This window comes from Halorussus caseinilyticus (genome assembly GCF_029338395.1).
Classification (GTDB): Archaea; Halobacteriota; Halobacteria; order Halobacteriales; family Haladaptataceae; genus Halorussus; species Halorussus caseinilyticus.
In genome coordinates this window covers 212,757-232,383 of record NZ_CP119810.1, presented here as the reverse complement: position 1 = coordinate 232,383, position 19,627 = coordinate 212,757, and the positions used below count along the sequence as shown (strand labels likewise).

The following is a 19,627-nucleotide window of genomic DNA, read 5'->3' as shown; positions in this document are numbered from 1 at the left end:
GTCCCCGCCGGACCGCGAGCGCTATCGCCCGCCCGCGGGTCCGTCGTCGTGGAAGTAGACGACGCGCTCGCTCTCGCCTCGCGCGCGCTCTTCCTCCACGTCGTAGCGACTCGCACAGCGCCGGGCGTACTTCGTGATGAACGAGAACGGCGGCCCGCCGAACACGTCGGCCCATCGGTCGCCGCGCGCTACGACGACGCGCTGGTCGTAGGCTTTGCCACACACCGGGCAGGGCGTGTCTTCCGGGTCGTGGGAGTGCACGTCGGACTAGACGGAGGCGAGCGATTTCAATCTCCCGGCGTTTCCGACCGCGCTGGCGTCCCCCGACGCCGGTCGGCGTTCCGCCCCCATTTAAGTTCCCTCGCTTCGACGCCTCGAAAAAGATGGCGCTCGCGCCCCTCACCGCTCACGCCTCCGGAGACGCCAGCGCCGCGGCCGTCCACTTCCTCGGGTCGGTTCTGGTCACGATGGCCGCGGCGTTCTTCGGCTTCTACGCCGTCCGGAACCTCCGGTTGAACCGATTGGAGTCTCAAGGTCCGTTCTGGCGCTACCTCGCGCTGGTCGGGGCCGCGGCCGGACTGTACGGTCTGCTCGGTGTCGCGGGGACGGTCGTCAGGTCGCGCGCGCTGACCGCGTTCGGCCACGGGGCGCTACTGCTCTGCATCGTCTTCCTCGCGTTCTCGATGCGCGAGGTGTACTACAACTCCGCGCTCGCGCCGCCCCCCGAGGACCGGCAGTTCTCGCTCGACACCCTGCGCCGGATAGAAGCGGGATTCGTCGTCGTCATCGTCGTGGAGTGGGTCGCGGTCCTGCTCATCGACCAGTCGGTGGTCGCCCAGTTGGTCAAGGGTCTCGGGAGCGTGGCGTTCGCGGCCTACGGTCTCGTGTTCGCCGACAAACTGGAGTCGCTGGCCCGCGGGACGAGTCTCGACACCCTCCGGCGACATCTCCTGCCGGTGCTGGTCTCGTTGGGGGGACTCGGCGTGGCGGACCTCGGCGTCGTCGCGGGGGCGAGTCCGGTCGTCGTCCAAGCCGTCGAGAGCGTCTTCGTCGTCCTCGTCGCCGGGTTCCTCACCACCGCGACCATCCGACTCCAGCAGAACGTCGAGGGACTGTCGCCTCGATAGCCCCGAGTCGCCGCGTCCCGGCCTTTCGTCCACCGATTCGACGCTCGAACTGGTCGGAAATCATTAGTGTGTGTTCGTAGTTGACACCCTCGGGGGACACGAATGGGAGCAAACGAAGACACGCTGTCGAGACGTACGTATCTGAAAGCGACCGGCGCGGCGAGCGTTGCCGGTCTCGGCGGACTGACCGGACTGCTCGGACAGGACTTCGAGACGTTGGAGGTCCAACACTGGTGGACCGGCGGGGACGGCGCGGCGGCGATTGAGGCGCTGTTCGAGGGGTTCGAGCAGAAGCACTCGAACATCAAGGTCAACCAGAATCCGGTGGCCGGTGGCGCGGGACAGAACCTTCACACCGTCATCAAAAAGCGCGTGCTGAACGACAACCCGCCGAGTTCGTGGCAGGCGTGGCCGGGCGCGAACCTGCTACCGTTCACGCGGGCGAACAAACTGGAGAACATCGGGCAGTCGGTGTGGTCGCACAACGGCATGCAGTCGGCCTACCTGCAGGGACCGAAGGACGCCGCCCGGCCGTCGGGCGACTTCGTGACGGTGCCGCTGAACATCCACCGCATCAACAACCTGTTCTACAACGTGAACGTCGTGGAGCAGGCGGACGTGGACCCGTCGTCCATCTCGAAACCGAGTGACCTCGTGGGCGCGATGGAGCAGGTCAACAACAACACCGACGCCGCGGGGATGGCCCACCAGACCAAATCCGGGTGGTCTACGCTCCAACTCTGGACGACGGTTCTCCTCGGCGAACACGGACTCGACACCTACACCGCGTTCACCGAGGGAAGGGTCGAACAGAACCAGCAGGCCGTCAAGAACTCGCTCCGAATCGTCAAAGACTACAAGCAGTTCTTCAACGACGACGCCGGGTCCATCGGATGGACCGAGGCGAACACGAAGGTCATCAACGGGCAGGCCGGGTTCTTCCATCAGGGCGACTGGGCGGCGGGCATGTACTCGCCCGACAATCTGGAGTTCGAGAAGGGGTGGAATCAGGTCGCCTTCCCCGGCACCGAGGGCTACTACATGCTGAACATGGACTCGTTCCCGTTCCCGACGAACAACCCGTCGCCAGACGCGACGACACAGTTCCTGCGCTACGTCGGGAGCGTGGACGCCCAGCGCCGGTTCAACCCGAAGAAGGGGTCGATTCCGCCCAGAACCGACGTGCCACAGGACGCCTTCGGGCCGTTCCTCCAGCGCCAGATGAAGGAGTTCAAGAACTCGGAGGCACAACCGCCTTCGACCGCACACGGACTCGCGGTGGACCCCGAGACGCTGACGAACTTGGAAGACGCCATGGCGACGTTCATCTCGTCGTGGAACGTCCAGCGGACCTACGACGGGATGGTCCAAGCGTTCCAGTAAGGAAGTCTTCGAGTCGCCGCAGTCCCGACTCCGACGTTTCGTTTTTTCCGCGAGGTACCGTCAGAAGCGAAACCGACGAGTCACAGAAGTCGCTAGCGAGTCGTGAATCAGGGCGGCGAGGACCGCCCCGGTTGTCAGAGGCACAGTTTGAATACGACTCCCTTGCCTGCGACGCCGGGGCGTGGGACCCCTGCAGGCGTTTCTATACGTGTCCGATACACGCATAGGTGTACTGCATGGTATATCATCTTTTTAAGTCCCGTCGGAAAGTTACGCGGTGAGTTCCGCGTCCTCGGGGATTGCGATGGACTGCGGTGCGTACAACCGCTTTCGCGCGTCGGGAACGTACATCTGTTCCTCGACGAGTCCCTCGTCTTTGAGTTTCGTCAGCGCGTCTCGGGTCGTCCGTGCCGGGAGGAGCGCCTCCTTGCGAATCTGGCCCTGCGTCAGCGGGCCGTCCTCCTGTTCTAGCACTTTGTAGACGAGCTTCGCGCTCGGTGGAAGTTCTAGAAGCCGTTCGAATCGTTGCTCGGGTGTTGCTTCGGGCTCACTGCCCGTGGCAAAAGCGATCACTGGTTTTCGACATATCCAATATTGTATACAAAATACACTGACTTAGTTATTATGGTTAGAGCAGTGAACAAAACCGGCGAAACGCGAAATAACCGGCTCCCAACGCGAATTTCGACGCCGAACGCGAATGTCAATTTTCTCTTACGTCTGCCGAGAGTCAGTTTCATCCTGTAACCACAAGATATAAGTCTATCTTGTCGCATGATTCAGTCAGTAACCAGAGGCTATCGAGTCGCCTGACAGACCATGTCCCCCGACCAATCGACAGTTCTCGTCGTTGACGACGAGCAAGACGTTGCCGACCTTTACGCGATGTGGTTGCAGAACGACTATCGCGTGCGGAGTGCCTACGAAGGTGACGAGGCGCTGGACGTTCTCGACGAGACCGTGGATGTCGTCCTTCTCGACCGCCGGATGCCCGGACAGTCCGGCGACGAGGTACTCGAACAGATTCGTGACCGCGACCTCAACTGCCGGGTCGTCATGGTGACGGCAGTCAAACCCGACTTCGACATCTTGGAGATGGGCTTCGACGACTACCTCGTCAAGCCGGTGTCGAAAGACGACCTCCACGAAATCGTGGAGCAGATGCTCACGCGCGTCGATTACGGGTCACAACTTCAGGAGTACTACTCGCTCGTCTCGAAGAAGGCGGTCCTCGAAGCCGAGAAGGACCCCGAGACGCTCGAAGCCAGCGAGGAGTACGCCGAACTGCAAGCCGAAATCGACGAACTCAGCACGGAGGTAGACGACACCCGCGACCAACTGGACGACCACGACGACTTCGTTGGGGCGTTTCAGGACCTCTGAGACCGGGACTCCGCCCGTGGGTAGCCCGGCTTTTCTCGTCGCCAAGCGTGTTTCGTGAGGCGGTGAAACTCTCACGGAAAGCGTTTCGTCCGTTTGCTACGCCTCGCCACCGTCGTCTCCGCCCGTCGCGTCCGACCGGGAAACACGGACGCGGACCGCGGAGTGCTTGTACTCCGGAATCTTCGCCACGGGGTCGAGCGCATCCCCGGTCAGTCGGTTGACCAGTGGCTCCCCGAAGTGGAAGGTCAGGAACGCCGTGCCCGACCGCACCGCGGGCGTCACCGCCGCAATCGCCTCTACTCGCCCGCGGTCGTTCTCGACCACGACCGAATCGCCCTCCTCGACGCCGCGGTCCGCGGCGTCGTCGGGGTGGAGTTGAAGCGCGTCCTCGCTCCGGAGGCGGGTCAGAATCCCCGACCGGCGCGTCACCGCGCCGCTGTTGAAGTGCGAGAGGACCCGCCCGGTGGTCAGGACGAGTTCGTCGTCGCCCACTTCGTCGGCGGGTTCGACGCCCTCGACCGGTTCGAGCGTCGCGCGCTCTGCCCCGTCGCCCCACGTTTCCCGGTGGAGGACGCCGACGCCCGACTCCGCGCCCGCCGGGAACGGCCAGCGTTGGCTCTCCTCGCCGATGCCCTCGTAGCCCATCCCGGCGTAGAGCGAATTCACGCGGGTCATCTCCGCGAAGACCGCTTCGGGACCCCCACGGTCGCCTCCGACTTCTCCATCCGTCAGCCTCTCGGCCACCTCCCGAATCAGGTCGAGGTCCCGGCGCGCGTCTCCGGGCGGTTGCGCCGCGGGTCGCATCCGCTGGACTTGCCGGTCGGTGTTCGTGACGGTCCCGGACTTCTCGGCCCACGAACTCGCGGGGAACACCACGTCGGCGTGCCCCACCGTCTCGGTGGGGAACACGTCTTGGACGACCAACAAGTCGAGGTCGTCCAACTCGTCGGCAACTCGGTTGGCGTTCGGTTCGGTCGCCGCGATATTCTCGCCGACGACGTAGGCCCCCCGAATTCCGTCGCCGAACTCGTGGGTCATCTCGACTTCCGTCAGGCCGGGTTCCGCCGGTGGCTCGAACCCCCACTCCGCCGCGACTTCGGCGCGGGCCTCGTCGTCGGTCACGTCCCGGTACCCCGGCAACACGTCGGGAAGCGCGCCCACGTCGCCCGCGCCCTGCACGTTGTTCTTCCCCCGGAGCGGATTCACGCCCGCGCCGCGCCTGCCGACGTTGCCCGCGAGGAGCGCCAGATTCAGCAGGGCGTGGACGTTCGCGGTCCCGCATCGGTGTTGGCTCATCCCCATCCCAGTGAAGGCGGCGGCTCGGTCCGGTTCGGCGTAGGCCCGCGCCGCCGCCCGGAGGTCGGACTCCTCGACCCCCGCGCGCTCCGCGCTGGCGGCAACGTCCACGCCGTCGAGCCATTCGCGGAACTCCTCGAAGCCCTCGACGCGCGCGGCGACGAACTCGTCGTCTATCAGTCCCTCCGCCACGACGACTCTGCACATCGCGTTCAGCAGGGGGATGTCGTACCCCGGCCGGACCGCGAGGTGGTGGTCGGCGTACCGCGTCGTCGCGTTCTCGCGGGGGTCCACGTGAATCAGCGTCGCGCCCTGCTTCACCGCGGGCGCGACGTAGGAACTGAAGATGACGGGGTGCTGTTCGGCGGGGTTCGCGCCCGCCACGAGGAAGGCGTCGGCCTCCGGCAGGTCTTCGACGGTGTTGGTCATCGCGCCCGTGCCGAACCGGTCGCGCATCGCGGCCACCGTCGATGAGTGACAGAGCCGAGCGCAGTTGTCCACGTTGTTCGTCCCGAGCGCGCGCGCCAGTTTCTGGAGCAGGTAGTTCTCCTCGTTGGTACACCCCGACGAGGCGAAGAACCCGAGCGCGTCGGGACCGTTCTCGTCCAGAATCTCCCGGAAGTCGGACTCGACGCGCCCGAAGGCGTCGTCCCACGACGTTTCGACCAGTTCGTCGCCCTCCCGGACCAGCGGCGTCGTCAGTCGCTCGTCGTGGTCCACCACGTCGTAGGCGGCCACGCCTTTCGGACAGAGTTCGCCGCGCCGGTTCACCGGCGCGCGCCACCCGACGGCGTTTCCTCGTTCGGCGTCGTATCGGACGCCGCACCCGACGCCGCAGAACGGGCAGATGCTCTTGGCGTCGTCTCCCTCGCGGTCTCTCCGGTCGCCCCCACTCATGGCGTTTCGTGCGGCCCCGAGATGGTTATGCGTGACGGGAGTCCGGGAAGACAATTGACAAATCACTTGTAAGTAGATACCAAAGGAGTTATGCAATCTCGCGAACTGAATATCGGATTATGGAAGTTCGTACGGGTCTCGTTATCGTCCTTCTGATTCTTTCTTCGCTCTCGCCGGTCGTCGGTGCGACTCAGAGTTATCAGGAACCCGACCCCGACATCGGGGTCGCCGCGCCGGGTCAAGTGACGGTCGGAGAACAGTTCACTATCACGGTAGAAGGAGCGAACTACGGCGGGACGGCGGGCAAGTACTCGACTATCTCGGTGTCGTTCCCGCGCCACCAGACCGACAGTCACATCGATAGCGTCTACACCGACCTGTCGTTCGACCTCACCAGAGAGGAAGGCGACACCATCTACGACAAGTACGGCAACGAGATGGTCGCAGACTACGCCCTCGCCGAGGCGGGCGTCGGCGGGTCCGGGACGTGGTACGGCGGGTCGCGCCGCCAGATGTCGGTCCGAGTGACTCCCCAAGAGGCCGGGACGTTCGTCTTCTACGCCCGCGTCACCCTGACCGACGACGACGACCCCGACCGGAAGTTCAACGCCCCCCAGTACGGCGACACGAACGACCAACAGAACTTCGAGGTCCGTCGCTACGAGGTCGATGTCCAGTCGAAGACCCGCACGCTGGACGTAGACGTTCCGTCCTCGAACGGCGGGGTCAGTCTGAGTCCGCCCTACTCGACCTACCACGGCGGAACGTCCCAGAACTACGAGGTCGGAACCGACGTGACGGTCGAAGCCAAACCCTTCTCGGGGTACAAGTTCGACCACTGGGAGGGCGACCACCCCTACGGCGAGGAGGACTCGAAGTCGATTACGGTGGAGATGGACGAGGACAGGTCGCTGACGCCCGTCTTCGAGGAGAAGACGACCGAGTACGACCTCGACGTGGACGCCTCGGGCAACGGCGACGTGCAACTCTCGCCGCCCTACGACACCTACAGTAGCTACGTCTCGCGCCAGTACGAGGAAGGGACGGACGTGACTTTAGAGGCCGACCCGGAGAGTGGCTACAACTTCGACTACTGGCAGGGCGACCACCCCTACGGCGAAGAGGACTCCCGGACGATTACCGTCGAGATGGACGAGGCGAAGTCGTTGACGCCCGTCTTCGTGGAGGAGGTGACCGAGTACGACCTCGACGTGGACGCCTCGGGCAACGGCGAAGTCGAAGTCTCACCGCCCTACGACACCTACAGTAGTTACGCCTCGCGCGAGTACGAGGAAGGGTCGGACGTGACCTTGGAGGCCGACCCGGAGAGTGGCTACAAGTTCGACCACTGGGAGGGCGACCACCCCTACGGCGAGGAGAACTCCGAGACGATTACCGTCGAGATGGACGGCGACAAGTCGCTGACGCCCGTCTTCGTGGAGGAGGTGTCGGAGTACGACCTCGAAGTGGACTCCTCGGGCAACGGCGACGTGGAACTCTCGCCGCCCTACGACACCTACACCAGCATCGTCACCCAGACCTACGAGGAAGGGACGGACGTGACCTTGGAGGCCGACCCGGAGAGTGGCTACAAGTTCGACCACTGGGAGGGCGACCACCCCTACGGCGAGGAGAACTCCGAGACGATTACCGTCGAGATGGACGAGGCGAAGTCGTTGACGCCCGTCTTCGCGGAGGAAGTCTCGGAGTACGACCTCGACGTTGCGTCTCCGGGGACCGAGGGCGACGTGGACGTGTCCCCCTCCGGGAGTTCCTACGGCGGAATCCGGACCTACGAGGGGGGTACGGAGGTGACGCTGGAGGCGAATCCGGCGGAGGGCAACGTCTTCGACCACTGGGAGGGCGACTACCCGTCCGGTGACAGGGATTCCGAGCGGATTACGGTCGAGATGACCGGCGACAAGTCGCTGACCCCGGTGTTCGCGGACGCGAACACGGAACCCATCGCCGACATCGACCCGAGTTCGCCGACGCCCACCATCGGGGAAGTCGTGACGTTCGACGCCGCGGCGTCCCGCGACCCGGACGGTCGGGTCGAAACCTACCGGTGGACGGTCAACGGCGGCAACGAGAAGCGTGGCGAGTCGGTCTCCTACGAGTTCGCCGACTCCGGCGAGTACACCGTCGAGTTGACCGTCGAAGACGGCGACGGCGACACCGCGACGAAGCGATACAGCGTGACGGTTCGGGACCGCCCGTCGGTGTCGGTATCGACCGACGTGACCCGGCCCAAGACCGGCCAGCAGGTGCCACTGTCCGCCTCGTCGGACGACTCGGACGTGGAGTTCGAGTGGGACACCGACGACGACGGCGACTTCGAGGCGTCGGGGTCGAAGGTCGCACCGTCGTTCGAGGTGGGCGGCAAGCACCGGGTCCGGGTCCGCGTGACCGACTCCAGCGGCGTCGTCAACACCGCGACGAAGGTCGTCGAAGTCCAGAAGAACGCGGACTTCCAACTCACCTCGCATCGCGGGACGGTCGTCGCGGGCGAGGAGTCGGCCATCGTCACGTTCAGAATCTCGAACATCGTGGACGACGAGAACCTGAACGCGAAACTCGAACTGGACCTCCCCGACACGGGCGTCTCGGTTTCGGGAGTCAGCGGCGGCAGTCTGGCTAGCCCGAAGTCCACGAAGTTCGTCGAAGTCACGCCCGACGACGACGAGACCCTGCAAGTTCGCCTCCAGATAAACGAACCCGGCACGTACGAGATTACGGGGCAGGCGCGGTACTACTTCGCCGGGCAGGACGACCGGCGCGAGCAGACGGTCGGCCCGGTCACGATTACCGCCGGGTCCTCGGAGTCCGCACTGAAGGACGACTCTCGGACGGGAAGCGACTCCGGGTCCGGGGTCGGGACGACTTCCGAGGGGGGAAGCCCCGGATTCGGGTTCGTGCAGGCGGCGCTCGCGGGACTGCTCGTCGTCGCGTGGTTGGGTCGGCGAGCGTCGTAGCCCCTCGTTTTCGGTCGGTTTCTCACGCCACGCCCGGCAGGAGCGTCGCGGCCAGCGCCAACAGCACGCCGGTCGTCACGACCACGAACACCGCGTCCAGCACCGACCCCGCCCGGAGCATCTGGCCGCGCGTGACCTCGCCGGTTCCGAAGACGATGGCGTTGGGCGGGGTCGCCACCGGGAGCGCGAACCCGTAACTCGCGGCCACCGCGCTGGCTATCGGGAGGAGGACGGCCGTCTCGACGCCCGAGGCGGGGAGTTCGGTCCCGACTTCGATGAGGACGGGCGCGAGGACGGCCGCAGTCGCGGTGTTCGACGCGAGTTCGCTCAGCGCGACGGTCAGCGCGACGATTGCCGCGAGCAGGACTGCGAGCGGCGCGTCCCCGAACGCCGCCAGCACCGCGCCCGCCAGCCACTCGGTCGCGCCCGTGTCCGAGAGCGCGTCCGCGAGCGTGAGACCGCCGCCGAACAGAAGCAGGGTTCCCCAGTCGATGCGCTCCACGTCGTCCCACTCGACGCCGCCCGCGAGGAACAGCACCGGAATCGCGGCCAACCCGACCACGACGAAGTAGAGCAGGCCCTGATAGCCGCCCGCGCTTGCCGCGGCGAAAATCCGCGGTCCCTCGCCACCGAACAGCGTCGTCTGCCACTCCGGAGGCAGGACGCCCGCGAAGAGGAAGTCGAGACCGCCCACGACCCAGAGCGCGGCGACGGCGACGAAAATCGCGGCGACTCTCCGGGCCGACCTGTCGAGGGGTCCCGCCTCGGTCGCCGACCGGCGGGCGGTGGCGCGCGCGGCGGACACGTCCACCTCCTCGGGCGGGTAGAGTCGGACCAGCAGGTACCACGAAAGCGGCAGAGTCGCCGCGACGGTGGGGAGACCGACGACCGACCACTCCGCGAAGTCGATTTCGTACCCGGCGTCCGCGAGTTGCGCGACCACGATGGCGTTGGGCGGCGTGCCGACCAGCGTGCCGATGCCGCCGATGCTCCCGGCGTAGGCCACCCCGAGCAGGGTCGCGGTGTGGAGGTTCTCGACCGACCGGTCGGCCGCGGCGTCGATTTGGCGGACCACGCCCACCGCGATGGGGGCCATCAGCGCGACGGTGGCGGTGTTCGAGACCAGCATCGAGAGGACCGCCGTCGTGACCATCACCCCGAGGACGACCCGGCGGGGCGTCGTCCCGACCCGGCCGAGCAGTTCGAGCGCGACCCGCCGGTCGAGTCCGTGCTTCCGGAGCGCCGCCGCGAGGACGAACGTGGCGAGAAAGAGGAAGACGATGGGGTCGGCGAACCCGGTCAGCGCCGCCGCGAGCGTCGGGTAGACGCCCAGCGCGACCAACCAGACGGGAACGGTCAGCGCGGTCACGGCCAGCGGGAGCGCCCCGGTAATCCAGAGACCCGCCGCGAACACCGCGGTAGCGAGCGCGCGCTGGCCGGTCGGCGTCAGTCCCGCGGGCGTCGGCGCGGCCGCGACCCCGAGGGTCGCGGCCGCGACAGCGAGGACGACCAGCCAGTTTTCGGGGCGCGGGACCTCCGTCTCCGGGCGCGGGACCTTCATGGCGGACAACTCCGGACGCTCCGTCGTTCGCGGGAACGACGCGTTCGAGCGCGAGACCGAGACGACGGCGAGCGCGATTCGTTTACTCGCTTGGACGGAACACCAGTAATACATTCCGGCGGACAGATGTCGCCGACCCCGACGCCGGAGCGTCGGGGTCGGCGACACGGCCCGTGACCCGCGGACCGCGCAGAACTCTCGGGCATAACTATATGTTTACGAGAGAAACCAAAACATTTCTATAGCAACGGAAGAAATTTGCGACCGGTCGTCACGACGCACGCAGAGTTTTACTTTCGGCCGTCGTTGTGTCGAGTATGGCGACGAACGCACAACTCTCGCGCATCGCCATCGTCGCGGTTGCGCTCCTCCTGTTGCTCCCGGTAGTGATGATGCTGTTCGCGTGGCCGCTGATGGGGATGGGATGGTGGATGCACGGTCCGGTGGACGGACAGGTCGGTCCCGGCGGATTCGGCGGCGGGACGCCGACGTGGATGTTCGGCTTCTGGATAGTCGGCCTGCTGGTGTTCGTCGGCGTCGGCTACCTGCTCGTCCGGTCGGTGTCGAACGGCGAGTCCGACCCCGCGCTGGAGGAACTCCGCCGGGCGTACGCCCGCGGGGACCTCTCGGACGAGGAGTTCGAGGAGCGCCGTCAGCGACTACGCGAGTAATCGCCGGTCGCCGTCGCGGAATCCCTCTCGGCGTTAGGAACAGATTCCTGCCGCGATGCCCTCGTCTGTCGGCCCCAGTAATTAATTAGTATTCCAACTACTCTCCCGTAGGTTGGGTGATTCGATGACGAAAAATCGACCGGACCGGAGGACGTGCGAGTTCACGCTTTCGGCCGACGAGTACGACGGCGACGGACCCTGCTTGGTGGGTGCGAAGTCGCTCCGGGAGGACGCCGACTGGACGTGCCCGCGGCCGAAACACCACGACGACCGCTGTCTCTTCCACCTGAGTCCCGAAGAGCGGCGCGAACTCGAAATCGACGACGAAGCAGTGCGCGACCGATTCCTCGAGGAGTTGCGCCAGTCTCACGACGGCGTAGACGAGGCGCTCAGACGCAAGCAGTTCGTCGGTGCCACGTTCGGGGACCTCGACCTCCGAAACGTCGATATTGACTCGGAGGACAACCACCCTATCGACCTCCGTCACGCCGAGATTCGCGGGGAACTGACGTTGCGCCGCGGGGAACTCTACGACCCCATCTACTTCGCTGGCGCGGTGTTCCACGGACCCGTGACGTTCAAATTCGCCGTCTTCGGCGACAACACCGCGTTCGAGTACGCCCACTTCGCCGACAGGGTTGACTTCGGGCAGGCGACGTTCCAGTCGGGCATCGACTTCCTGAAGACGGAGTTCTCCAAGTCGGTGTCGTTCGAGGAAGCGACGTTCGAGCGAGAACAGACGTTCTTCATCGACACGAAGTTCAACGCCGACTACGAGAAAGACGCAATCGTCAACTTCGAGAAAGTCACCTTCGAACGCGACGCCTACTTCAGCGGTTCGGCGTTTCGGGCGCGTACGTCGTTCGAGAAGGCCCGCTTCAAGGAGGAAGCCGTCTTCAAGATGCTCTCGGACGAGGAAGTGAGCCAGTACAACCAAGCGGCGTTCCACGACGAGCAAAATCTGGAGCGACGGAAGACGACGTTCACGAGATACTCGAACTTCGAGCGGTGTACCTTCCACGCCGACGCGTACTTCAACGACATCCTGTTCGAGTCCGACGCCAGTTTCGAGGAGTCCACCTTCCGGAACCGGGCGAACTTCAAGCAGGTGACGTTCGATGAGTCGGCCGACTTCTCGAAGGCCGACTTCGAGTCGAACGCGAGTTTCTACGACGCGAGATTCGAGGAGTCGGCGACCTTCTGGGACGCCGTATTCGGCCGGAAGGTGTTCGTGGACGACGCGACGTTCGGGAGTAGAGCGAAGTTCAAGGATGTCGTCTTCGAGGGGAAAGTCACGTTCAACGACGCTTCGTTCGGGCAGACCGCCACGTTCGAGGCGGCCATCTTCGAGCGGACGGCGACGTTCGCCGAAACGTCGTTCGAGCGACCCCCGACCTTCGAGACGACGACGTTCCGCCGGACGGTGAACTTCACCGAGTACGACGTGACGACCGGCGGGACGGTGAACCTGCGCGAGGCGACGATTGCCTCCGGGACGATTCAACGACCGCCCGAGGGCGTGGTCTTCGACGTGTCGGACGGGACACTCGGCGACGTAGCGATTTCCAGTCGGCGGAACTCGGCCGAACGTGTCAATTCGTGCGGCGGGGAGGGGAGCGTCTTCCGGCAGTTCGAGTGCGTCAACACTTCCTTCGACGGGTTCGACTTCGCGGAGTACCGGGACGAACTCGAACTGGCCGACTGGAATCTCCACTCGACGGTCGGGGACTCAGACCCCCGCGCGTCCGACCTCGAAGCGACTTACCTCAAGGCCAAGAACGGCGCGAACGCCGTCGGCGACAGCACCGCGGCGTCGAAGTTCTTCCAGAAGGAGATGCGGTACCGGGGGAAAGCCCACCGGGAGCGCGACAGTTGGCTGAACTACGTTCGGAACCGACTGCTCGGTCTCACGTCCTCCTACGGCGAGAGTCCGTGGAAGACGGTCGCCGCCTCGCTCGTCGTCGTGGCCGCGTTTACCGTCGTCTACATCGTGACCTCCATTCTGGACGACTCGGAAATCCCGTCGCGCGGCGACCCGAACGCGGCCGAAAGCGCCACTGCGTTCGACTCTACCGGGGGTGCGCTCGCGTCGGCAGTACAGCGGTCCGCCGAGACCGACCCGACGCTCTGGCAGACGACCGTCCACGCCTTCGAGTTGAGTTGGGAGGCGTTCCTCTCGATTCTCCTCGGTTCGACGTTCTTCAAGCTACCCTACCGAATCATCATCTACGTCGAAGCTTTCATCGGCGGCTTTCTCGTCGCCATGTTCTTCTTCACGCTCACGCGTTCTATCCACCGCTAACGGTCTCGGCTACGTCCGAGTCGCTCGTGCGAGTTCCTCGGGCGGACCGCCCGGCAGTTCGTCGCGGTCGTGTGACTCCTCGAAGTCGATGGCGGGACCCTTCGGGACGATTCGTTTGGGGTTCAGGTCGGCGTGACTTCGGTAGTAGTGTTCCTTGATGTGACCGAGGTCCACCGTCTCGGCGACCCCCGGCGTCTGGTAGAGGTCCCGGAGGTAGGGCCAGAGGTTCTCGTAGTCCGAGATTTGCCGGACGTTGCACTTGAAGTGAGTGTGGTACACCGCGTCGAACCGGATTAGCGTGGTGAACATCGCTACGTCGGCCTCGGTGAGTCGGTCGCCACAGAGGTAGCGTCGGTCTTCTAGGAGTTCGTCGTAGCGGTCCAGTGCGTCGAACAACTCGGTGACGGCCTCGTCGTAGGCCGCTTGGGTTCCGGCGAATCCGGCGCGGTAGACGCCGTTGTTGATTGGGTCGTAGATGTCCGCGATGGTCTCGTCTACCTCGTCGCGGTAGCCCTCGGGATAGAGAGTCACGTCGCGGTCGGTCACCTCGTGAAACGCGGTGTCGAGCATCCGCATGATTTCCTCGGACTCGTTGTTCACGATGGTCCCGCGCTCGGTGTCCCAGAGGACCGGCACGGTGGGCCGCCCGGTGAAGTCGGAGTCGGCCTCGGTGTACACGTCACGGAGGTAGTCGTAACCGTGGAGGTGGTCCTCGGTGCAACCGTCCTTCTCGGGGGAGAACTCCCACCCGTCGTTCTCGCGGTAGGGGTCAACGACCGAGACCGAGAGGCCGTCTTCGAGTCCCTTCAGACTCCGGACGAGCAGGGCCCGGTGCGCCCACGGGCACGCCAGCGAGACGTAGAGGTGGTAGCGACCCGCCTCGGCGGGAAACTCGGCGTCGGGGTCGGCTTCCACCCAGTCGCGGAAAGCGGTCTCCTGCCTGTCGAACTCGCCGTCGTCGTCGGTGGACGCGTACGCGTCGGTCCGCCACTCGCCGTCTACGAGCATATTCATGACAAGTTCGTATCAGTCTCGGCGACCAAAAGGGTCTCCGCTCGCGGCAGTCGGGACCGCTACCGGCCGTCGAGGGGTTCCGTGTTCGTATCGCTTTGTTCGGGTCGTATCGCTTTATTCGCATGGCTCCGGTGCGCTCGCGGGGGCGCGACCGCGTGAGCGAGTCGGTTGGGGAGGGTGTGGCCCACGTGCGGTTGCGGTGCTGTGCGGTCTGGTTGGTTCAAGCCTGAAGCTAGCTTCCCGTCGTCGCCGTTCCTCTCCTCTTCTCTCTTTGCCCTTCGACTCGCTACGACTCGTTCCCAACGAAACTCCGGGCCAGTTCCGCCTCTGCACGCCGGAGTCGGTACGAGAGCGTAGAGCGCGGCACGTCCAACTCGTCGGCCAACTCCGAGACCGTAATCGCCCGCGGCGTCTCGTAGTAGCCGCGTTCGACGGCGGCGGCCATCGCCTCGTAGTGGGCGTAGGGGAGCGCGGGCCGACCGCTGTAGGCCGAGAGCCACGCCGACTCGTCGGTGACTTGCCGGAGCGCGAACCGGACGCCCGTGCCCGTCGCGGCCCGAATCGCGTCCGAGAGCGAGCCGAGTTCGTCGTCGCTCGGGAGCAGGACGTGCCACTCGTAACGCGGGCCGTGGCGCTCGGTGGCGAAGAGGACGCCGGGACCGAGGTGGTCCAGCGCGAGGTGGGGTATCGACCGGCAGGCGTCGGTTCGCTCCCACGAGGTGAAGAGGATGCGCGTCGATGGGTCCCGTTGGAGGACTTCCGTCCGGTGGTCGGCCGCGCAGTCGGCCGGTCCCAAGCAGTCGGCGGCGTGGCCCGACTCGGCGTACGCGTCTGCGGCCCGCTCCAGCGGGTCGGTCGGACCGGTCAAGCGGTCCACCCGCCAGCAGTTCTCGGGCGTGACGGTACACGCCAGCGAGTGGCCGTACAGGTCCGGAGCGCCCCGGAAGGCGTCGGCCACCGGGTCGGTCCCGGCGTCGTACTCCAGCGCGAACGAGAAGGCGCGCATACCGGCGGTTCGGCGTGCGCCAAGTTAGAGGCGACGGCGAGAGACGCCGACGCTTTGCGTCGGCGTCCTCGATACGGAACGGGAGTCACGCCCTTAAGAAACGAGAATATGTCTTAAACACATGTATAAATTTCTTAGAGTCGTGTATATATGGCCGGTCGCTCCGACACCGAACGCACGACTCGCCGTCCGGCGGCGCGTAGTACGCGCCGCCGGACCGACGCCCGACCCGATGTCGGCCGCGACGGAACGTGTTCCTCGAAAGTCAGGAACGAACCGCGCGACGACGCCCGAACGCGCGGCGACGGCGACGGTGAGTGATACGAGTTGTCGCACGCCAACCGAGAAGCCACGTATCTCTCGGCCGTTCGGTGGCACATGGTCGAAGCAGGGCAACTCGTACTGAGCGTCGTCATGGGGCTACTGCTGGTCGCCGTCGCCGCGTTCATCCTGCGAATCGAGAACTGGCGGTCGTACACGCCGCTTTCCGGGGGTGGTGGCGGCGCGTACCGGGAGGGCGCGGAAGTCACCCACGAGGAGAAACCCGGCGGTCTGACCCGGTGGCTGACTACCGTAGACCACAAGGACATCGGTCTCATGTACGGTCTCTACGCTCTCGTCGCGTTCGTCTGGGGCGGCGTGGGCATCCTGCTGATGCGGACCGAACTCCTGACGCCCGAGTCCGCCATCGTGGGAGCGAACTTCTACAACGCCTTGCTGACCTCCCACGGCATCACGATGCTGTTCCTGTTCGGGACGCCGATTCTGGCGGCGTTCGGCAACTACTTCATCCCGTTGCTCATCGGCGCGGACGACATGGCGTTTCCGCGGGTCAACGCCATCGCGTTCTGGTTGCTTCCGCCCTCGGCGTTGCTGATATGGGGCGGCTTCTTCACCGCGCCGCTCAACGTCGGCATCGACCCGTCTCAGACGAGTTGGACGATGTACACGCCGCTGTCGGTCGAACAGACCAACCCCGGCGTGGACCTGATGTTACTCGGTTTACACCTCTCGGGGGTGTCGGCGACGATGGGGGCGATAAACTTCATCGCCACCGTGTTCACCGAGCGCGGTGACGACGTTGGCTGGGAGAGCCTCGACATCTTCTCGTGGACGATGATTACCCAGTCGGGACTCATCCTGTTCTCGTTCCCCCTGCTCGGGAGCGCCCTCGTGATGCTCCTGCTCGACCGGAACTTCGGGACCCTCTTCTTCGCGGCCGAGGGCGGCGGTTCGCTCCTGTGGCAACACCTGTTCTGGTTCTTCGGCCACCCCGAAGTGTACATCCTCGTGTTGCCCCCGATGGGTCTCGTCAGCCTCATCCTGCCGCGGTTCGCGGGCCGAAAGCTGTTCGGGTTCAAGTTCGTCGTCTACTCGACGCTCGCCATCGGCGTCCTGTCGTTCGGCGTCTGGGCGCATCACATGTTCAGCACGGGCATCGACCCTCGGATTCGTGGTAGTTTCATGGCCGTCTCGCTCGCCATCGCCGTGCCGAGCGCAGTCAAGGTGTTCAACTGGATTACGACGATGTGGAACGGCCGACTCCGGCTGACCGCGCCGATGCTGTTCTGCGTCGGGTTCGTCCAGAACTTCATCATCGGCGGCGTCACCGGCGTCTTCCTCGCGTCGGTTCCGGTAGACCTCGTGCTTCACGACACCTACTACGTCGTCGGCCACTTTCACTTCATCGTCATGGGGGTCATCCCGTTCGGCGCGTTCGCGGGCATCTACTACTGGTTCCCGATGTTTACCGGTCGGATGTACCAGAAGACGCTCGCCAAGCTACACTTCTGGCTCACCATCGTCGGCGTCAACGTCACCTTCTTCGCCCTGCTGTTGCTGGGCTACGGCGGGATGCCTCGCCGGTACGCCACCTACCTCCCGCAGTTCCAACTGCTCCACGTCGTCGCCACGGTGGGCGCGTTCCTCATCGGGTTCGGTCAACTCGTCTTCGTCTGGAACCTCGTCACCTCGTGGCTCGAAGGTCCCCACGTCGAGAGCGGCGACCCGTGGAACCTCGAAGACGCCGGTCTCAAGACCAAGGAGTGGACGTGGTTCGAGCGCAAGCGCGAGACGGCGATTACCGACGGCGGCGACGACGCGGCGACCGACGGCGACGAGTCGGCCGACGACTAACCGTCGAGTTCGAAGCCGAACTCCGCGCCGCCCGCCTCGCTCTCGCCGACTTCGACCGCCCACCCGTGAGCGTCCGCGATTCCTTTGACGATAGCGAGTCCGAGACCGACCCCGCCGTCCGCGGAGTAGCCGTACTCGAACACCTGTTCTCGCTCGTCTTCCGGGACGCCCGGACCGTCGTCGGCGACTGCGAACCTGTCGCCCCCGTCGCTGGCAGTGACCCGGACGGTCACGTCGTCGCCAGCGTGGTCCACCGCGTTCCGAAACAGGTTCTCGAAGAGGTTACAGAGGCGGTCCGGGTCGGCTTCGACCGTCTCGTAACTCTCGACTTCGAGGGCGGCCCCCTCGGTCGCTACGTTCTCCCACGCGCGGTCGGCGGCGTCCGCCACCGCGACCGGTTCGGTCCGGCCGACGGTCTGGCCCTTCCGCGCCAGCGCGAGCAAGTCGTCGATGAGCGACTCCATCCGGTCGTGTGCGGCCGCTACTCGGTCGAAACTCTCCTCGCGTCCGGTCCTGCGAGCGAGTTCGAGGTGGCCGCGCGCGACGTTGAGCGGATTGCGAAGGTCGTGGCTGACCACGCTGGCGAACTCCTCGAGTCGCTCGTTCTGGGTTTCGAGGGCCTGCTCGCGCTCCCGGAGTCTGCTCTCGCGGTCCGCCCGGTCTAGCGCCGCGCGTGCGTTCCCGCTCAGGATTTCCACGAACTGGACGTTCGACTCCGAGAACGGTTCGTCCTCGTGTTTCCCGACGCTCAGCAGACCGTACTCGCCCATCGGAACGTACATCGTGCGACTGAACGGGCCGAGGTCGTCGGTCTCGGCCTCGTCCACTTCGACCGTCACCGTCTCGCCCTCGCGGTAGGCCCGCCCGTGCGGGCTATCTTCGATGCCGAAGATGGGTCGCTCGTCCACTTCCTCGGCACCCTCGCCGCCGATAGCGACGTTGACGAGGGCGTCCCGGTCGTCGTCGTAGAGTCGCACGCCGGTTCCGGGGAACTCCAGCACGGTTTCGGCGATTCGACAGACTATTGACGCGATTTCCCGCTCGGTCTCGGCGTGCATGAGTTCCCGAGTGGCGTCGTGAAGCGCGCTCAGCGTCTGTTCGCGGCGTCTCCGCTCGGTGATGTCCCGGAAGTATATCGACAGGCCGTCTTCGGACGGGTACACTCGCTCTTCGACCCACCGGCCGGGTTGCAGTACGGATTCGGTCGCCAGCGTGACCGACTCTTGGGTCTCGAACGCTTCCCTGTAGGCCTCGTAGAACTCCTCGCCCGCGTCCTCGGGGACCGCTTGGCGCAGGTCCGTGCCGACGATTTCGTCGGCACTACACTCTACGAAGTCGGCGGCTTGCTCGTTGATGTAGGTTATCCGCCAGTCGTCGTCCAGCGCGTAGAAGGCGTCGGTGATTCGGTTGTGCATCCGACGCACCTGCTCGGTGGCTTCGCGGGCCTCTCGCTCGGCGCGGTACTGGGCGACGGCGTTCTCGATGCGGTTCGCCAGCACCTCGTACTGCTCGCTCCCGCTTCCCTTCTGGAGGTAGTCGGTGACGCCCGCCGAAATCGCTTCCGAGGCGATTTCCTCGCTCCCCTTCCCCGTGAACAGGACGAACGGCAAGTCGGGTGCCTCCTCGCGCACGTCGGCGAGAAACTCCAATCCGTCCTTTCGGGGCATGTCGTAATCGCTGACGACGCAATCGAACGTCTCGTCGTCGAGGCGCGAGAGACCATCTCCGGCGCTGGTCTCGATGCACACCGAAATGTCGTCGCTGACACGCTCTAAGTACGTCGCAGTGAGGTCGGCGACTGGCGGACGGTCGTCAACCAGCAGAACCCGAATGGCGGCCATTTACTCGGAGCGACGAACGACGCCCACAATAACGT

At 65.2% G+C, this 19,627-nt stretch carries 14 protein-coding genes; 7 read left to right on the top strand and 7 right to left on the bottom strand.

Annotated elements, in window-relative coordinates:
- Nucleotides 1–21: 21 nt before the first annotated feature.
- Nucleotides 22–261, bottom strand: a complete 240-nt coding sequence (locus tag P2T60_RS18635) for a hypothetical protein (RefSeq protein WP_276282259.1) — start codon at nt 259–261, stop codon at nt 22–24.
- A gap of 122 nt (nt 262–383) precedes the next feature.
- Here P2T60_RS18635 and P2T60_RS18630 point away from each other — a divergent pair, with 122 nt between their 5' ends.
- On the top strand, nt 384–1,127 hold the full coding sequence (locus P2T60_RS18630) for a hypothetical protein (protein WP_276282258.1): 744 nt from the start codon (nt 384–386) through the stop codon (nt 1,125–1,127).
- Nucleotides 1,128–1,229: 102 nt separating this feature from the next.
- On the top strand, nt 1,230–2,510 hold the full coding sequence (locus tag P2T60_RS18625) for an ABC transporter substrate-binding protein (RefSeq protein ID WP_276282257.1): 1,281 nt from the start codon (nt 1,230–1,232) through the stop codon (nt 2,508–2,510).
- Nucleotides 2,511–2,780: 270 nt separating this feature from the next.
- Here P2T60_RS18625 and P2T60_RS18620 read toward each other — a convergent pair whose 3' ends face one another.
- Complete coding sequence (locus tag P2T60_RS18620) at nt 2,781–2,984, bottom strand: hypothetical protein (protein ID WP_382208488.1); 204 nt, start codon at nt 2,982–2,984, stop codon at nt 2,781–2,783.
- A gap of 345 nt (nt 2,985–3,329) precedes the next feature.
- On the opposite strand from P2T60_RS18620, the gene P2T60_RS18615 reads away from it, so the two are divergent.
- Entirely contained in the window at nt 3,330–3,893 is a 564-nt protein-coding gene (locus tag P2T60_RS18615; RefSeq protein ID WP_276282255.1) for a HalX domain-containing protein, read from the top strand.
- 96 nt (nt 3,894–3,989) lie between these two features.
- Here P2T60_RS18615 and fdhF read toward each other — a convergent pair whose 3' ends face one another.
- Nucleotides 3,990–6,086 (bottom strand): formate dehydrogenase subunit alpha, encoded by a 2,097-nt coding sequence (fdhF, locus tag P2T60_RS18610; RefSeq protein ID WP_276282254.1) that lies wholly within the window; start codon nt 6,084–6,086, stop codon nt 3,990–3,992.
- 119 nt (nt 6,087–6,205) lie between these two features.
- On the opposite strand from fdhF, the gene P2T60_RS18605 reads away from it, so the two are divergent.
- Nucleotides 6,206–9,061 (top strand): InlB B-repeat-containing protein, encoded by a 2,856-nt coding sequence (locus tag P2T60_RS18605; protein WP_276282253.1) that lies wholly within the window; start codon nt 6,206–6,208, stop codon nt 9,059–9,061.
- A 22-nt stretch (nt 9,062–9,083) separates the two neighbouring features.
- Here the strand turns inward: P2T60_RS18605 and P2T60_RS18600 are convergent, their stop codons facing one another.
- Nucleotides 9,084–10,622, bottom strand: coding sequence for an SLC13 family permease (locus P2T60_RS18600; RefSeq protein ID WP_276282252.1), 1,539 nt, complete (start codon nt 10,620–10,622; stop codon nt 9,084–9,086).
- A 317-nt stretch (nt 10,623–10,939) separates the two neighbouring features.
- Here P2T60_RS18600 and P2T60_RS18595 point away from each other — a divergent pair, with 317 nt between their 5' ends.
- Both P2T60_RS18595 and P2T60_RS18590 read left to right on the top strand, forming a co-directional pair.
- A complete protein-coding gene (locus P2T60_RS18595) occupies nt 10,940–11,293 on the top strand; it encodes an SHOCT domain-containing protein (RefSeq protein WP_276282251.1) in 354 nt (117 codons plus the stop codon).
- Between the two features lie 124 nt (nt 11,294–11,417).
- The gene (locus P2T60_RS18590) at nt 11,418–13,595 is read left to right on the top strand and encodes a pentapeptide repeat-containing protein (protein WP_276282250.1); all 2,178 of its coding nucleotides are present in this window, start codon (nt 11,418–11,420) and stop codon (nt 13,593–13,595) included.
- Between the two features lie 9 nt (nt 13,596–13,604).
- Here P2T60_RS18590 and P2T60_RS18585 read toward each other — a convergent pair whose 3' ends face one another.
- Both P2T60_RS18585 and P2T60_RS18580 read right to left on the bottom strand, forming a co-directional pair.
- Nucleotides 13,605–14,609 carry a glutathione S-transferase family protein gene (locus P2T60_RS18585; RefSeq protein ID WP_276282249.1) on the bottom strand — a complete coding sequence of 335 codons (1,005 nt, stop codon included), beginning with the start codon at nt 14,607–14,609 and terminating at the stop codon, nt 13,605–13,607.
- Between the two features lie 286 nt (nt 14,610–14,895).
- Nucleotides 14,896–15,615 carry a helix-turn-helix domain-containing protein gene (locus tag P2T60_RS18580; RefSeq protein ID WP_276282248.1) on the bottom strand — a complete coding sequence of 240 codons (720 nt, stop codon included), beginning with the start codon at nt 15,613–15,615 and terminating at the stop codon, nt 14,896–14,898.
- A 414-nt stretch (nt 15,616–16,029) separates the two neighbouring features.
- Here P2T60_RS18580 and ctaD point away from each other — a divergent pair, with 414 nt between their 5' ends.
- Nucleotides 16,030–17,751 carry a cytochrome c oxidase subunit I gene (ctaD, locus tag P2T60_RS18575; protein ID WP_276282611.1) on the top strand — a complete coding sequence of 574 codons (1,722 nt, stop codon included), beginning with the start codon at nt 16,030–16,032 and terminating at the stop codon, nt 17,749–17,751.
- On the opposite strand, the gene P2T60_RS18570 is transcribed toward ctaD, so the two are convergent.
- On the bottom strand, nt 17,748–19,592 hold the full coding sequence (locus P2T60_RS18570; protein WP_276282606.1) for a hybrid sensor histidine kinase/response regulator: 1,845 nt from the start codon (nt 19,590–19,592) through the stop codon (nt 17,748–17,750). The two genes, ctaD and P2T60_RS18570, sit on opposite strands and share 4 nt — an antisense overlap.
- Between the last annotated feature and the right edge of the window lie 35 nt (nt 19,593–19,627).

What these genes read in the sequence shown, in the direction of transcription:
- P2T60_RS18630 (WP_276282258.1), top strand. Translation starts at nt 384, where the DNA reads ATGGCGCTCGCGCCCCTCACCGCTCACGCCTCCGGAGACGCCAGCGCC.
- P2T60_RS18625 (WP_276282257.1), top strand. Translation starts at nt 1,230, where the DNA reads ATGGGAGCAAACGAAGACACGCTGTCGAGACGTACGTATCTGAAAGCG.
- P2T60_RS18615 (WP_276282255.1), top strand. Translation starts at nt 3,330, where the DNA reads ATGTCCCCCGACCAATCGACAGTTCTCGTCGTTGACGACGAGCAAGAC.
- fdhF (WP_276282254.1), bottom strand. Translation starts at nt 6,086, where the DNA reads ATGAGTGGGGGCGACCGGAGAGACCGCGAGGGAGACGACGCCAAGAGC.
- P2T60_RS18605 (WP_276282253.1), top strand. Translation starts at nt 6,206, where the DNA reads ATGGAAGTTCGTACGGGTCTCGTTATCGTCCTTCTGATTCTTTCTTCG.
- P2T60_RS18600 (WP_276282252.1), bottom strand. Translation starts at nt 10,622, where the DNA reads ATGAAGGTCCCGCGCCCGGAGACGGAGGTCCCGCGCCCCGAAAACTGG.
- P2T60_RS18595 (WP_276282251.1), top strand. Translation starts at nt 10,940, where the DNA reads ATGGCGACGAACGCACAACTCTCGCGCATCGCCATCGTCGCGGTTGCG.
- P2T60_RS18590 (WP_276282250.1), top strand. Translation starts at nt 11,418, where the DNA reads ATGACGAAAAATCGACCGGACCGGAGGACGTGCGAGTTCACGCTTTCG.
- P2T60_RS18585 (WP_276282249.1), bottom strand. Translation starts at nt 14,609, where the DNA reads ATGAATATGCTCGTAGACGGCGAGTGGCGGACCGACGCGTACGCGTCC.
- P2T60_RS18580 (WP_276282248.1), bottom strand. Translation starts at nt 15,615, where the DNA reads ATGCGCGCCTTCTCGTTCGCGCTGGAGTACGACGCCGGGACCGACCCG.
- ctaD (WP_276282611.1), top strand. Translation starts at nt 16,030, where the DNA reads ATGGGGCTACTGCTGGTCGCCGTCGCCGCGTTCATCCTGCGAATCGAG.
- P2T60_RS18570 (WP_276282606.1), bottom strand. Translation starts at nt 19,592, where the DNA reads ATGGCCGCCATTCGGGTTCTGCTGGTTGACGACCGTCCGCCAGTCGCC.